The organism is Saccharopolyspora sp. NPDC003752, assembly GCF_053605825.1.
In genome coordinates this window covers 48,054-62,113 of the sequence record NZ_JBSGJZ010000046.1, presented here as the reverse complement: position 1 = coordinate 62,113, position 14,060 = coordinate 48,054, and the positions used below count along the sequence as shown (strand labels likewise).

The following is a 14,060-nucleotide window of genomic DNA, read 5'->3' as shown; positions in this document are numbered from 1 at the left end:
TAAAACCCCGAAGCCAGACGCTGCTTGACACCGCGGCCGGTTTCGCGCGAAACCGCCATTCTGCCCCACGCGGAATGCCGGTTTCGCGCGAAACCGGCGTCCCGCGTTCCACGTCCCGCGCGAGGACAGTCCCGACGTGGTGAATTGGGGATCCCACAGCGAGAAGGCCTCTGAGGTTCCGCTACCCGCACCGCTACGCAGAACGAGCCTGGAAACAAGCTCTAACCCCGGCCCCAGGCCTGGTTCACGGCGTCGACGATGTGCTGGTAGCCGGTGCAGCGGCAGATGTTGCCGGACAGCAGTTCTCGGATGGCCTCGTCGTCGGGGTGCTCTTCGGGATCGGCGGCGGTCAGCGTCGTGATGAACCCCGGTGTGCAGAAACCGCACTGGAGCCCGTGGCAGTCCTTGAACGCCTGCTGCATCGGGCTCAAGCCCCCGTCGGGGGTGAGGCCTTCCACCGTGGTCACCTCGGCTCCGTCGGCCTGCACGGTGAGCGTGATGCAGGAGCGCGCGGGCTCGCCGTCGATGAGGACCGTGCACGCGCCGCAGACACCGTGCTCGCAGCCGGCGTGGGTGCCGGTGTGGCCGAGGTCGTCGCGCAGGAAGTCCACCAGCAGGCGGCGCACCGGCACGCGGCGGCGGACCTCGCGGCCGTTGACGGTGAGCGCGATCTCGCGGTTCGCGGCCGGGACGTCAGTCATGGACCACCTGCTCCAGGGCTCGCTGTGCCGCCGCGCGCAGTGCGGCGCGGCGGGTTTCCGGATCGGCGTGGAGGTCGTCGGGCGGCGTGGCGGAGTCGGCGGCGGCGTCTGCCGCGGCACCGATCGCATCAGCGTCGAGCGCCCGCCCGAGCAGGACCTCTTCGGCCTCCGGCAGCCGCCGCACCGTGCCGCCGATGCCGAGACCGGCCAGTCGCGCACGAGTCACGGTGCCGCCGTCGAACTCCAGGGCCGCGGCCACGCCGGCGAGGGCGAAATCCCCGGCCCGCCGGGCGATCTCGGCGAAGCCGTGGCGGGCGTCGCGGATCGGCAGCCGCACCTCGGTGAGGATCTCGTCGGCGGCTAGCGAGGTCTGGTACGGCGCGACGAACAGCTCGGCGGCGGCAACGGTGCGCCGGCCGCCGGTGCCCGTCACCACGACCTCGGCGTCGAGGGCGCACGCGGCCGCGCACAGCTCCGCCGCCGGGTCCGCGTGCGCCAGGGAGCCGCCGATGGTGCCGCGCGAGCGGATCTGGTGGTGGCCGACGTGGCGCAGCGCCTGCCCGAGCAGCGGGCAGGCCTGCCGCACCAGCGGCGAGGTCTCGGCGGCCCGCTGCCGCACGCCCGCCCCGATGACCATGACGCCGTCGTCGCGGCGCAGTTCGGTCAGCTCGGGCAGGCGGCCGATGTCGACCAGGACGCTCGGGCGGGCGAGCCGGAAGTTCATCATCGGCAGCAGGCTCTGCCCGCCGGCGAGGGCCTTCGCGTCCTCGTCGGCGGCGAGCAGCCGCACCGCTTCGCCGAGGCTGCCGGGGCGGACGTAGTCGAACGGCGGCGGCTTCACGACGCGGCCTCCTCGATCAGCCGCCGCACCACCGATGGCGTCAGCGGCGTGGTGTCGATGTCGGCCACCCCGAGCGGTTCCAGGGCGTGCTCGACGGCGCGCACGATCGCGGCCGGCGGGCCGATGATGCCCGCCTCGCCGACGCCCTTGATCCCGAACGGGGTTTCGGGTGCCGGGCTGCACAACTCCTCGGTCGCGATGTCCGGGATCTCGCAGGCGGTGGGCAGCAGGTACTCCATGAACGTGGTGGCCAGCGGCTGGCCGTCCTCGTAGGGCAGCTGCTCGTAGAGCGTGCCGCCGATGCCCTGCGCGACGCCGCCGTGGATCTGCCCGGCGACGGTCAGCGGGTTGATCACGCGCCCGCAGTCGTGCACGACCGCGTACCGCACCACTCGCACCTCGCCGGTGGCGGGATCGACCGCGACGACCGCGGCGTGCGCGGCGTTGGTGTAGGTGGCCGAGGCGTTCATCTTCCCGTCGGGACGCGGCACGTGGTCCATCCCGGGCGGCTCGTAGCTCGCGCGCGCGTCGAGCCCGGGAGCCACGCCCGGCGGCAGCTCGAAGGTGCGGGTCAGCGCCACCCGCGCCACCCGCTCCCAGGGCACCGAGCTGCCCGGGCTGCCGCGCACCTGGAATCCGCCGTCGGCGAGCTCCAGGTCTTCCGGCGCGGCTTCCAGCAGGTGCGCGGCGATCTCGGTTCCCTTGCGCCGCAACACTTCTGCCGCCTGCGCGATCGCGCCGCCGGCGACTACGGCGCCGCGGCTGGCCCAGCTGCCCAGGCCGAACGGGGCGGTGTCGGTGTCGCCCATCACGACCCGCACCTGCTCGATCGGCAGGGCGAGCTCCTCGGCGACGAGGGTGGCCACCGTGGTGTGCGCGCCTTGACCCATGGCCGAGACGCCCACCGCCGCGGTGACGCCGCCGTCGGCGTCGAAGCGCACGTCCGCGGAGTCCTGCCCGCTGAAGGTGCCGGTGATCGAGAACGCGCTGGCGGCAACGCCTTCGATGTAAGTCGCGTAGCCGACGCCGAGGCGAGTGCCGGGCTCGGCGCGGTCCCGTTCGGCGGCCAGCAGCCGCTCGCCGATCTCGACGGCGCGGTCGAAGGCCGCGCGGTGGCTGCCGGAGTCCAGCCGGGCACCGGCGGCGGTCTCGTAGGGGAGCTCGTGCGGATCGAGGATCATCCGGCGGCGCAGCTCGACCGGATCGATGCCCAGCTCGCGCCCGATCTTGTCGACCAGCCGCTCGATGGCGAAGGTGCCTTCCGGCATGCCGAAACCGCGGTAGGCGCCGAGCGGCGTCTTGTTGGTGACCACGCCCTGCACCGCCACGCACTGGTGCGGAATCCGGTACGGCCCGCACAGCGAACCGACGGCGACCAGGCTGGGGCCGAACCCGCCGGGGAACACCTCGCCGGAACCCAGATCGGTGCGGACCCGCCCGCGCAGCGCCGCGATGGTGCCGTCGTCGCGGACCGCGGCGGACAGCTCGATGCGCATGTCGCGGGCGTGGCAGGCGGTGATCAGGTGCTCGTGGCGGTCTTCGAGCCAGCGCACCGGGCGGCGCAGCCGCATCGCCAGCCACGGGATCACGTAGTCCTCGGGGTAGACCTCGTTCTTCTGCCCGAATCCGCCGCCGACGTCGGGCGTGATCACCCGGATGTCGCGTTCCGGCAGGCCCAGCACCTGGGAGAGCATCGACCGCACGATGAAGGCGGCCTGGGTGGAGGTCCACACCGTCAGCCGGTCGTCGCGGTACTCGGCCGCGACGCCGCGGGGTTCCATGGGCACGGCCGCGTGGCGGTGCGTGGTGTAGGTGCCGCTGATCGTGCGCAGCCGCTCGAACGCCTCGTCCACGGCGGGGTTCTCCGGGGCGGGCATCGACAGCAGGAGGTTGTCGCCCCACTCCGGGTAGAGCAGCGGTGCGTCGTCGGCGAGGGCGTCCTCGGCGGTGTCGACGGCGGGCAGCGGTTCGAGGTCGGCGTCGACCAGTTCGGCGGCGTCCTCGGCGAGGTAGCGGTCGTCGGCGACGACCACCGCCAGCGGGCAGCCGACGAAGCGAACCCGGTCGTGCGCCAGCGGGAAGTGCTGCACGCCGCGCACCCACGGCATCAGGTCCGGAACGGCGCGAACGTCGAGGTCCGCACCGGAGAACGCCGCGTGCACCCCAGGGGAATCCAGCGCGGCCGCCGTGTCGACACCGCGCACCCGCGCGTGCGGCACGTCGCTGCGGACGAACGCGGCGTCGACCATGCCGGGCAGGACGACGTCGGCGATGTACCGGCCGCGCCCGGTGACCAAGCGGTCGTCCTCGATGCGGGGCACCCGGACGCCGAGCAGCGTCGGGCGCATGCTCTGCTCCGGTTGCACCATCGGGCCTCCCGACCGCCGTGTGCGCCGCAGCCGGGAGCGGTGGCGGCGGCGATCCCTCGGGTAGCGTGCGGCAGCCCCGGCGCGCGCGCAATCCTCCGGAAGTTGGCTCTGCAGGCTTCGGGTAGAGGTATCCGCAGGTCACGGCTCGTGAGTGGTTTGGAGCGTCATAGCACTCCAAACCACTCACGAGCTCTGACCAGGCTTCTGCGTGCCTAGCCCTTCAAGGTGCCGAGGAACCGCGCGAAGGAGCCGGAATCGAAGACGAGCACCGGGCCATCGGGATCCTTCGAGTCCCGAACACCGACGAAAGCCGGCTGAACAGCAACCTCGACGCATGCCGCGCCGTTGGAACCGCTACGGCTGCTCTTGCGCCATGCCACTTCGACGCATTGGCCGCCGTTGGAGCCGCTGTAGCTGCTCTTGCGCCAAGTTGCGCCGGTGAAATCCGGGGTAGGCATTGATACCCCTCCTGGTCACTCACTGGTGTGTCGTTGCCACCTTATAGATGAGGTCCCGGGATTCCGAGGGCGGGAGAGCGGCCGCTCTGAGGCGTCCGTAGACGACGCTGTAGCGCGTGTACTCGTCCGGTTCCCAGAGGTAGGTCGCGCCGAGAACGTCTTCCAGGTAAACAGCCGACAGTTCCTGCTGGGAGAGTTGGAAGAGCGTGAAGGAGGAGAGAACCGTTATCCGGCTTGCTGCTTCGAACGGCATTACTCGAAGTTCGACCTTGGGCTGCTCTGAGAGATCGAGCAGATGATGCAGCTGGGCACGCATGATCTCCCTGCTGCCCTGAACCCGTCGAAGTGCGGCTTCGCTGACCACCATGTCCAAGATCTGCAGCTTGCTTGCCTTCTGCAGGATCGCTTGGCGCTGCATGCGGGTTTGAACCTGGCTCTCGATCAACCGAGGATCTGCGGCGGGTTCCCAGTTTCGGATCGTCGAGCGAGCGTAGTCCTCCGTCTGCAGCAACCCCGTGACAGTCTCGAGTTCGTAGTTGTAAATCTCCGATGCATCGCTTTCCAGCGCCAGGAAACGCTGGAACCAGTCCGGTACGGCGTCGCGGTACATGGTCCGGCGACGGCTGCGTTTCGGGACCTGTGCTGCGAGTCCCACCAGGTACTTCCGGCGTTTCGCCGGCGTGCCGTAGAGGTCGGCCAGCTTCTCGACTTCTTCTGGTGTGGCGGCCTGTTTGCCGTTCTCGATCTTGCTGATCTTGGGTACCGCGCCGCCCAGGACCTCTGCTGCTTCGGCTGCTGTGTGGCCTGCGTTCTCGCGCAAGCGGCGCAACTCGATCCCGATCTGGATCTTGAGCACCTTCGGGTCCGGGGACATCGCCATGCCGCTCATCTTGGCACCCCGCTGCACCCAAATCGGCTACCGGAAGATCGATCACCTGGATCAGCGACTGTTAAGGAGCAAGTTTCTCGCTAACCTTCTTGCAGGTTGATCGGCAGATGGGAGTCGGGATGTTGGAGCCGCGTTTTTCGCTGGGCCCTTGGGGTGAGGACGAGCTTCCGGCGGTGCTGGAGGACCTCGCCGGGGCTTACCAGCCGAGGAAGTTCGCGTTGTGCGAAGTCGCGCGGGATGGTGATGGGGTCACCGACGCGCGGATCTACCTGTGGGGCTTGGACTTCTGCCGCGCTCCCGGCGCCGACGGACCGGGCGCGGTGTTCGTCAGCCCGCACGGCTGGACCGGCAACTCCGACTCAGCCGAAGGCGCGCTGGAGTGCTTCTCGTTGATCCGAGACCTCCGCCTCGTCTGGCTCTGACGGGGAGGCACGGGTTGTGTGCGGGGCCGTGCGTACTTTGTGCTGCCATAGCGACACAAAGTACGCACGGCTTGAGTGACCAGCAGAAACATCGAACCGCGAAACTGCAGGGGCCTCAAAGCACTCACGACCCCGTCGATCAGATCAGGATCTGCAGGGGGTTCTCGACGGTCTTGGTGAACGCGTCGAGCCACTTCGCCGCCAGGGCGCCGTCCGCGGGCCGGTGGTCGACCGACAGCACCACGTCGATCACCTCGGCGGGCACCACCTCGCCGTCGCGGACCACCGCCTCTTCCCGGACCGCCCCGACGGCCAGGATCGCCGCCTGCGGCGGGTTGATGATGGCGTCGAACTCCGCCACCCCGAACATGCCCAGGTTGGAGATCGTGATCGAACCACCCTGCAACTCCTCGGGGCGGAGCCCGCCGTTCTTGGCCCTGTCGACGTACTCGCGCATCCGCCCGGCGATCGCCGAGACCGACATGTCCTCGACCCCGCGCAGCACGGGCGTCACCAGCCCGCCGCCGGTCGCGACGGCGACGGAGACGTCGACGTGGTGGAAGCGGCGGATGGCGTCGGGCAGCCAGATCGCGTTCATCTCCGGCACCGCGGCATGCGCCTTGGCGACCGCCTTGATCAGCAGGTCGTTGACCGAGACCCGCACCGGGCCGGTCGAGTTGACCTGCTCGCGCAGCGCCAGCAGCGCTTCGACCTGGATCCGGGCCCGCAGGTAGAAGTGCGGGGTGGTCTGCTTGCTCTCGGTGAGCCGGGCCGCGATCGCCCTGCGCATCCGGCTGTGCGGAACGTCCTCGTACGCATCGGAATGCGGTGCGGGCTGCGAGGATTCGGCCTGCTGCGGTGAGGTTTCCGGCTGCTCCTGCCGTCGTGCGGCGATGGCGGCCTCGATGTCGCGGCGCACGATCCGGCCGCCCGGGCCGGTGCCGGTCAGCTCGGCCAGGTCCAGGCCCGCGTCCCTGGCCTGCCGACGGGCCAGCGGGCTCGCGAAGATCCGGCCGCCGCGGTCGGCGGATTGTGCCGGTGCGGGCCGGGATTCCGGGATCTCCCGGCGAACCGCCTGCTTGGTCTCCGCCGACCGCGCGACCGCGACGCCCAGCTCCGCCAGCAGGGCATCGACGTCTGCGACGTGCTCGCCGGCTGCGCCGAGCACCGCGATCGCAGCCCCGACGGCGACCTCGGAACCCGGCTCGTACAGGGTTTTCAGCAGCACTCCTGCGGAATCGGCGCTGATCTCGACCTCGGCCTTGTCGGTCTCGACCGCGACGAGCGCATCGCCCTCGGCGAACGCGGCGCCCTCGGTGAGCTGCCAGGTCGACAGCACGACTTCCGCGGTGTCGGCGGCCACCTCGGGCACGCGGAGAAGCTCGGCCATGTTTTACCTCCTGGGTGCCTCGGGTCAGCGGCCGGTGATGTTCTTGAGCCGGTCGACGATTTCGTCGGTCTGCGCGATCGCTGCGCGTTCGAGCACCTTGCTGATGCTCGGTGAGGCCTCAGCGCCGTGCACCCGTTGCACCGGCTGGTCGAGCCAGTCGAAGAAGCGGCGCTGGATCTCGTCGGCGAGCCACGCGCCGTAGGAGGTGCCGGGCGGGCCCTGCTCGGCGATGAGCACGTTGTTCGTCTTGCGGATGCTGGCGCCGATGGTCTCCCAGTCGATGCTGGCCCGGTCCAGCCAGCGCAGGTCGATGACCTCGGCGTCGACGGTGCCCAGCCGCTCGACCGCGTCCAGCGCGTACCCGGTCATCGCCAGGTAGGTCAGCACGGTGATGTCCGAGCCGGTGCGGCGGACCGCGGCCTTGCCGACCGGCAGGCAGTAGTCGAAGTCGTCGACCGGGGCCTCGCCGACCGAGCCGTAGAGGTCGACGTGCTCGATCACCACCACCGGGTCCTTGCACCGCAGGGCGCTGTTCATCAGGCCCACGTAGTCGAACGGCGTGGAGGGGGCGACGATGCGCCATCCGGGCGCGGTGGCGAAGATCCCGGCGGGATCCATCGAGTGCTGCGAGCCGTAGCCGGTGCCCATCGCGACCTTGCTGCGCAGCACGAGCGGAACGTCGCTGTCGCCGCCGAACATGTGCCGCGCCTTGCCGATCTGGTTGAAGATCTGGTCGGCCGCCACCCACATGAAGTCGGCGTACATCAGCTCGACGACCGGCGTGTAACGCCCGTCGAGGGCGATGCCGCCCGCGAGGCCGGTGAAGGCGTTCTCGCTGATCGGCGTGCCGAGCACCCGGTCCGGGTGCGCCTCGGCCAGGCCTCGCGTGGCCCCGTTGGTGCCGCCCTTGAGCCGGTGCACGTCCTCGCCGAGGACCACCACCGGGTCGACGTCCATGCGCCGGCGCATCACCTCGGAGACCACGTCGATGAACTTGCGCCGGTCGGTGCGGCCGGTGAAGGTGTCGCGGTCGGCGATGCGGACGCCGGTGAACTCGCCGAGGTCACCGCGCACCCCGACGTCCCGGAACGCCGGGTCCGGCCACTCGCCGGGCTTGATCCGCCGCCGGCCGGGCTTGCCCGCCGGATCGGCTTCGAGGATCTCATCGCCGATCGACGCCATCAGCCGCTTGGCCCGCTCGGTGGCGGCCTCGACGTCGTCGGCGCCGAGGATGCCGCGCGCCACCAGTCGCTCGGCGAGCCGGGTCAGCGGGTCGCGGGCCCGCCACTCCTGCTCCTCCGCCTTGGTGCGGTAGCCGAACGCGCTGCCCGGGAACGGCCCGTTCTGGTGGAAGTAGCGGTAGACGTCGGCCTCGACGATGGTGGGGCCCGCGCCGGAGCGCATGTGCGCCACGGCTTCGGTCATGGCGAGGTGCACGGCCAGCGGATCCATCCCGTCGACCCGCCAGCTCGGGATGTTGAACCCGAGGCCGCGCGCCGACAGCCGGGGCTCGGCGGTCACCTCGTCGACGTGGGTGGACACCGCGTAGCGGTTGTTCTCGATGAAGAAGCACACCGGCAGCCGCCATGCCGCGGCGAGGTTCATGGTCTCCAGCACCGAGCCGATGTTGACCGCCCCGTCGCCGAAGTAGGTCACCGACACCGCGTCGGTTCCGGCCTGCTTGGCCGCCCAGGCGAACCCGGCCGCCTGCGGGACTCCGCCGCCGACGATGGCGTTGGTGCCCATCGCCCCGGCTTCCTTCCACTGCAGGTGCATCGAGCCGCCGCGGCCGCGGCAGAAGCCGCGCGACAGGCCGCAGATCTCCGCCAGGCTGCGGGACAGCACCTCGGTGACCGCCGGGTCGGCCGGTTGCCGCGCGTCGATGCCCTCCGGCGCGACGTGGCCGAGCGCCTTGGCCAGGAACTGGTGGTGTCCGCGGTGGGATCCGTTGACGAAGTCGCTGCTGGTCAGCGGCAGGATCGAGCCGACGGCCCCGCCTTCCTGCCCGATGCTGGAGTGCGCCGGGCCGTGGATCAGGCCCTGGCCGGCGAGTTCGAGGACGTACTCCTCGAATGCCCGGATCAGCAGCGTCTGGGCGAACATCGACCGCAGCAACTGCGGGTCGGCGGCCTTCCAGTCCTGCTCGGTGGTGGTCACCTCGATCCACGGTGATGACGCGGTCAGCTTGCGGTGTTCAGGCATGTGACTCTCCTGTGCGACCCGGCGGGGCCGGGCGTCCTTCAGGGACGGCGGGGCGCCGGCCGCGGCGTTCGGCGCGGCGGGCCGGAAGATGGATCCAACGGTGACATCAATTGGATCCATTTACAAGTCCCAAGCCAGCGAAGGCGCGGTCCAGGATCCGCCTGAGGGGTCGTTCCGGAAAGCTTCGGGCAAGGTCGCCCACGAGGGTGAGCAGGCGCTGGTGCTGGCGGCGATTTCGCGCGAAATCGCCACCTCGTCCCCACGTGACGTGGCGATTTCGCGCGAAATCGGCGCCCTGTGTTCCACGCGGTCGTGGCTCACGCGTGCCCGCCGCCCGTTTCCGGCGCGGCCCTGGAAACTGCGTATTGACAGGTCGGTGGTGCTAGCTGAAACTTGTCGCAACTTCGATATTGGATCCAATGGTCGTTCCCCTTGATGTGGAGGTGATGGTCGCGATGCCCGGACCGCGCCCCGGCGGGCTGCCCGGCCTGGCCGGTGTGGAACACGTCGGATTCACGGTGCCCGACCTGGACGAGGCCACCAGGTTCTTCGTCGACGTGATCGGCTGCGAGCTGGTGTACTCCCTGGGCCCGTTCCGCTCAGACGGCGAATGGATGGCCGAGCACCTGGACGTGCATCCCCGCACGGTGATGCGGGAACTGCGGTTCTTCCGGTGCGCCAACGGCCCCAACTTCGAGATCTTCGAGTACGAAGCGCCGGACCAGCGCACGGCGCAGCCGCGCAACAGCGACGTCGGGGGCCACCACCTGGCCTTCTACGTCACCGACCTCGACGCGGCCGTCGAGCACCTGCGCGGCCACGGCGTCCGGGTGCTGGGCGAGCCCACGACCAGCTCCGGCGCCAGCGCGGGCCAGCGGTGGGTGTACTTCCTGACGCCGTGGGGCATGCAGCTGGAGCTGGTGTCCTACCCGGACGGAAAAGCCTACGAGGAAAACGCCCCGGTCCTCCTGTGGCAACCTCAGCGGGAAGAACAGGGCTAGAGAGGCTGTTTGGATGTCGTGGTGTGGCAGGGAGGGCTTTTGTCTTTGAAGCGGCGCAGCCGCTTAGCCCACCCTCGCAGCTTGCACCGCTGCGGGTTCTCAGGTGTTTTCTCGCGAGGACAGCCCCGACGTGGTGAATTGGCATTCATGAGTCGGGGATCCCACAGCGAGAAGACGCCTGAGGTTCCGCCACCCGCACCGCCACTCAAAATGAGCCTGGAAACAGAGCATTTGGGAGAGATGGTGTCCGAGAAGGCAACGGCGTCGACGGTGGCGAGCCAGCGGGTCGCCGAGCACCTGCGGAGCATGATCCTCAACGGGGAACTCGCGCCCGGCGCGCGGATCCGGCAGGAGGACGTGGCCGCCCGGCTCGGCGCCAGCCGGTTGCCGGTCCGCGAGGCGCTGCGGATCCTGGCCGCCGAAGGCCTCGCGGTGCTGAAGTCCAACACCGGCGCCTGGGTGTCCAAACTGGACATGAACGAGTGCGAGGGGGTCTACAAGATCCGCGAACGCATCGAACCGCTCGCGCTCAGCGAGAGCGTTCCGAACCTCACCGCCGGCGACATCGCCCGCATGGAGCGGATCCAGGACGAGATCGAGGAGAACACCGACGTCGACCGGTTCCTGCTGCTGGACCGCGAGCTGCACCTGGCGACCTACGCCGGATGCGAAAACCGCGAGCTCACCTCGATGGTGCACCGCTTCTGGAACACCACGCAGCACTACCGGCGCGCCTACGCGCGGGTCATCGCCCCGGCGGGGCACCAGCTCATCAACTTCGAGCACCGGCTCATCATCGAAGCGATCAAGCGCGCCGACACCGTCGACGCCGAGCGCTTCCTCACCGGCCACATCCGGCGCACCCGCCTGGAACTGGCCAAGCACCCAGAACTCTTCGCCGAGGACGAACATGACTGATTTCCAAGGAAAAACGCTGGTGCTCTCCGGTGCGGGCGGCTCCATCGCCCGCGAGATCGCCCGGCAGTTCTTCGACGCGGGCGCGAACCTCGTGCTCGGCGATCTCGATGGGAACGCCCTGCACGAACTGGCGACGACGCTGGATCCAACCGGCGCCCGGACCGCCACCTTCGTGCTCGACGCCGCTTCCTCCGCCGCCAACGACGAGTTCGTCCGGCTCGCGGTCGAGCGGTTCGGCGGCATCGACCACCTGGTTCCCGCCGCCGGGATCTACCCCGAGCAGCCGGTCGCCGAGATGACCGACGAGCAGTGGCACCGCGTCGTGTCGATCAACCTCGACGGCGTCTTCTTCCTCGTCCGCGCGGCCCTGCCGCACCTCAACCGCGGTGGCTCGATCGTGCCCATCGCCTCCGTCGCCGGGCATCGGGGCAGCGCGCGGCACGCCCACTACGCCGCCACCAAGGGCGCGCTGCTGTCCTTCTCCCGGAGCCTGGCCTGGGAACTGGGCGACCGCGCGCGGATCAACGTGGTTTCGCCCGGGATCATCGAAACGCCGATGACGAACGACCTCGTCGCCGCCAAGGGCGGGGACCTGATCGCGGCCACCCCGATGGGCCGGCTCGGCAAGCCCGGCGAGGTCGCCTCCGTGGTGGCCTTCCTGTGCGGCTCCGCCGCCGCTTTCGTGCAGGGCGAGGTCATCCACGTCAACGGCGGCCTGCACATGGCCTGATCCGGCCACGACTCACCTGACGACGCCGCGCCGATCGGACGCGGTGCTACCCCGACGTGCTCCGAAGCCGTCGTACACAAGCCGGGGGTCCCGGAGTCAGGGCGGCAGCCGCAACTCCCGCAGGGGCCCGCTACCTGCACCGCCACGCAAGCCCATTGAAGAAATCATTCCTTGACTCACAACGAGGTGACCGACCATGGCGCAGAACGCCGCAACGACCGAGGCGCTCGATCGCAGAGCCACCCGCAGGCTCATGGCCGCCGGCCTGATCGCCAGCTCGATCGAGTGGTACGACTTCTTCATCTACGCCACCGCGGCAGCGCTGGTGTTCGGACCGCTGTTCTTCCCCGGCGCCTCGCCGCTGGTGGGAGTGCTGCTGTCGTTCGCGACGTTCTGGGCCGGTTTCGTCGCGCGCCCGATCGGCGGGCTGATCTTCGGCAACCTGGGCGACAAGGTGGGCCGGAAGCGCGCCGTCGTCATCTGCCTGATGATGATGGGATCGGCGACGTTCCTCATCGGCCTGCTGCCCACCAGTAGTGCCATCGGCGTGCTGGCGCCGATCGCGCTGGTGGTGCTGCGGTTCCTGCAGGGCATCGCGGTCGGCGGCCAGTGGGGCGGAATCGTGTTGCTGCTGACGGAAAACGCCGACCCCAAGCGCCGCGGCTTCGCCGGCACGTTCGGGCAGATGGGCGTGCCGCTGGGCGTGATCCTGGGCAACGTGGTGTTCCTGGCCGTCACCGCGGTCACCAGCACCGAGTCGTTCACCTCGTGGGGCTGGCGCATCCCGTTCCTGGCCAGCGCCGTGCTCGCCCCGGTGGTGCTCTACATCCAGCTCAAGGTCGAGGACGGTCCCGTCTACCGGCAGCTGGAGCAGCAGCGCAAGGCCGACCCCGGCAAGGTCGAGCAGGCGCCGCTGTCGGAGGTTCTGCGCAACCACAAGCGGATCGTGCTGCTCGGCACCGGTCTGCTGTTCGCCACCAACGCCATCTTCTACGCGTGCATCTCGGGGCTGCTGGACTACGCGACGCGAACCCTCGGGGTGGCCCGAACCCCGCTGCTGATGATCTCGCTGGTGGCGACCGGGGTGATGGTGTTCGCGATCCTGATCAGCGGTGCGCTGTCGGACCGGTTCGGCCGACGGCCGCTGATCCTCGCCGGTTCCGGGTTGATCGCGGTCTGGGGATTCCCGTTCTTCTGGCTGGTCGACACCGCATCGCTGCCGCTGATCGCGATCGCCACCACGGTCGGCCTGATCGGCTCCGCCTTGACCTACGGCCCGCTCGCCGCATACCTCGCGGAGCTGTTCGCGCCGCGGATCCGCTACTCCGGCGCGTCCCTGGCCTACCAGCTGGGCGCGATCGTGGTCAGCGGTGGCACGCCGCTGCTCATGACGACGCTGTTCGCCACGACCGGCACCTCCGCCTCGGTCTCGGTGTTCCTGGTGGTGATGGGCCTGGTGACGTTCCTGTCCGCGTGGCGGCTGCAGGAGACCGCCGGCGTCCGCGCCGGCGAGTCGCAAACCGAACGCGTCGCGGCCGCCTGAACGCTCGTGAATGCCGGCGCCGGTTCTCACCGGAATCAACACTCACGAGGCCCGAAGAGGAGGAACGAGAACATGGATCCAGCGCGGAAGGAACTCCTGCCGCCGAGCTTGCGGTCCCGGCCGGTCGCGCAGGTGGGCATCCTGGTACCCGACCTGCGCGCCGGGATGCGAACCTGGAGCCCGCTGCTCGGCGAGGACGACTGGCTCGTCTACACCTACGGACCCGAGACGGTGCAAGACCTCACCTACCGGGGCGCCGCAGCCGGTTTCGCGATGCGGGTCGCGCTGGCCGGCACCGGGCCGCAGGTGGAACTGATCGAGCCCCTGCGCGGGCCGAGCATCTACCACGAGTGGCTCCGGGAGCGCGGCCACGGGCTGCACCACCTCGGTTTCCACGTCGACTCGATCGCCGAAGCGATCGAGGACTTCCGGGACAGCGGCATTCCGCTGCTGCAGTCCGGGCGCGGTTACGGCCTCGACGGCGACGGCGGATTCGCCTACTTCGACACCCAGGACACCGTCGGCGTGATCGTCGAAGCGATCGAGGTCCCGAAGCGGCGGCGGCCGAGCGAAGGCCCGGCCGACTGACCGGTGCG

General features: G+C 69.8%; 14 protein-coding genes. 7 read left to right on the top strand and 7 right to left on the bottom strand.

Annotated elements, in window-relative coordinates; genetic code table 11:
* Window positions 1–221: 221 nt before the first annotated feature.
* From ACWEV3_RS37220 to ACWEV3_RS37200, 5 genes are all read right to left on the bottom strand, one after another.
* The gene (locus tag ACWEV3_RS37220; protein WP_452618393.1) at window positions 222–701 is read right to left on the bottom strand and encodes a (2Fe-2S)-binding protein; all 480 of its coding nucleotides are present in this window, start codon (window positions 699–701) and stop codon (window positions 222–224) included.
* Window positions 694–1,542 (bottom strand): FAD binding domain-containing protein, encoded by an 849-nt coding sequence (locus ACWEV3_RS37215; RefSeq protein ID WP_452618392.1) that lies wholly within the window; start codon window positions 1,540–1,542, stop codon window positions 694–696. The genes ACWEV3_RS37220 and ACWEV3_RS37215 overlap by 8 nt, the downstream gene beginning before the upstream one ends.
* Complete coding sequence (locus tag ACWEV3_RS37210; RefSeq protein WP_452618391.1) at window positions 1,539–3,911, bottom strand: xanthine dehydrogenase family protein molybdopterin-binding subunit; 2,373 nt, start codon at window positions 3,909–3,911, stop codon at window positions 1,539–1,541. The genes ACWEV3_RS37215 and ACWEV3_RS37210 overlap by 4 nt, the downstream gene beginning before the upstream one ends.
* A 212-nt stretch (window positions 3,912–4,123) precedes the next feature.
* Window positions 4,124–4,369 (bottom strand): DUF397 domain-containing protein, encoded by a 246-nt coding sequence (locus tag ACWEV3_RS37205; protein WP_452618390.1) that lies wholly within the window; start codon window positions 4,367–4,369, stop codon window positions 4,124–4,126.
* A 19-nt stretch (window positions 4,370–4,388) separates the two neighbouring features.
* Complete coding sequence (locus ACWEV3_RS37200) at window positions 4,389–5,258, bottom strand: helix-turn-helix domain-containing protein (RefSeq protein WP_452618389.1); 870 nt, start codon at window positions 5,256–5,258, stop codon at window positions 4,389–4,391.
* Between the two features lie 119 nt (window positions 5,259–5,377).
* Here ACWEV3_RS37200 and ACWEV3_RS37195 point away from each other — a divergent pair, with 119 nt between their 5' ends.
* A complete protein-coding gene (locus ACWEV3_RS37195) occupies window positions 5,378–5,680 on the top strand; it encodes a hypothetical protein (RefSeq protein WP_363898001.1) in 303 nt (100 codons plus the stop codon).
* Window positions 5,681–5,819: 139 nt separating this feature from the next.
* Here the strand turns inward: ACWEV3_RS37195 and ACWEV3_RS37190 are convergent, their stop codons facing one another.
* Both ACWEV3_RS37190 and ACWEV3_RS37185 read right to left on the bottom strand, forming a co-directional pair.
* The gene (locus tag ACWEV3_RS37190; protein WP_452618388.1) at window positions 5,820–7,070 is read right to left on the bottom strand and encodes a dihydrolipoamide acetyltransferase family protein; all 1,251 of its coding nucleotides are present in this window, start codon (window positions 7,068–7,070) and stop codon (window positions 5,820–5,822) included.
* A gap of 24 nt (window positions 7,071–7,094) precedes the next feature.
* The gene (locus ACWEV3_RS37185; protein ID WP_452618387.1) at window positions 7,095–9,272 is read right to left on the bottom strand and encodes an alpha-ketoacid dehydrogenase subunit alpha/beta; all 2,178 of its coding nucleotides are present in this window, start codon (window positions 9,270–9,272) and stop codon (window positions 7,095–7,097) included.
* A 100-nt stretch (window positions 9,273–9,372) separates the two neighbouring features.
* Between ACWEV3_RS37185 and ACWEV3_RS37180 the strand changes: the two genes are divergently transcribed.
* The 6 genes from ACWEV3_RS37180 to ACWEV3_RS37155 all read left to right on the top strand — a co-directional run bounded on the left by ACWEV3_RS37180 (window position 9,373) and on the right by ACWEV3_RS37155 (window position 14,052).
* On the top strand, window positions 9,373–9,708 hold the full coding sequence (locus tag ACWEV3_RS37180; RefSeq protein ID WP_452618386.1) for a hypothetical protein: 336 nt from the start codon (window positions 9,373–9,375) through the stop codon (window positions 9,706–9,708).
* Window positions 9,692–10,273 carry a VOC family protein gene (locus ACWEV3_RS37175; protein ID WP_452618385.1) on the top strand — a complete coding sequence of 194 codons (582 nt, stop codon included), beginning with the start codon at window positions 9,692–9,694 and terminating at the stop codon, window positions 10,271–10,273. The genes ACWEV3_RS37180 and ACWEV3_RS37175 overlap by 17 nt, the downstream gene beginning before the upstream one ends.
* 243 nt (window positions 10,274–10,516) lie before the next feature.
* Window positions 10,517–11,191 carry a GntR family transcriptional regulator gene (locus ACWEV3_RS37170; RefSeq protein ID WP_452618384.1) on the top strand — a complete coding sequence of 225 codons (675 nt, stop codon included), beginning with the start codon at window positions 10,517–10,519 and terminating at the stop codon, window positions 11,189–11,191.
* Entirely contained in the window at window positions 11,184–11,921 is a 738-nt protein-coding gene (locus tag ACWEV3_RS37165; RefSeq protein WP_452618383.1) for an SDR family NAD(P)-dependent oxidoreductase, read from the top strand. Before ACWEV3_RS37170 ends, ACWEV3_RS37165 begins: the two co-directional genes overlap by 8 nt.
* 196 nt (window positions 11,922–12,117) lie before the next feature.
* Window positions 12,118–13,464 carry an MFS transporter gene (locus ACWEV3_RS37160; protein ID WP_452618382.1) on the top strand — a complete coding sequence of 449 codons (1,347 nt, stop codon included), beginning with the start codon at window positions 12,118–12,120 and terminating at the stop codon, window positions 13,462–13,464.
* A 72-nt stretch (window positions 13,465–13,536) separates the two neighbouring features.
* Window positions 13,537–14,052 carry a VOC family protein gene (locus tag ACWEV3_RS37155; protein WP_363898026.1) on the top strand — a complete coding sequence of 172 codons (516 nt, stop codon included), beginning with the start codon at window positions 13,537–13,539 and terminating at the stop codon, window positions 14,050–14,052.
* Window positions 14,053–14,060: the final 8 nt, after the last annotated feature.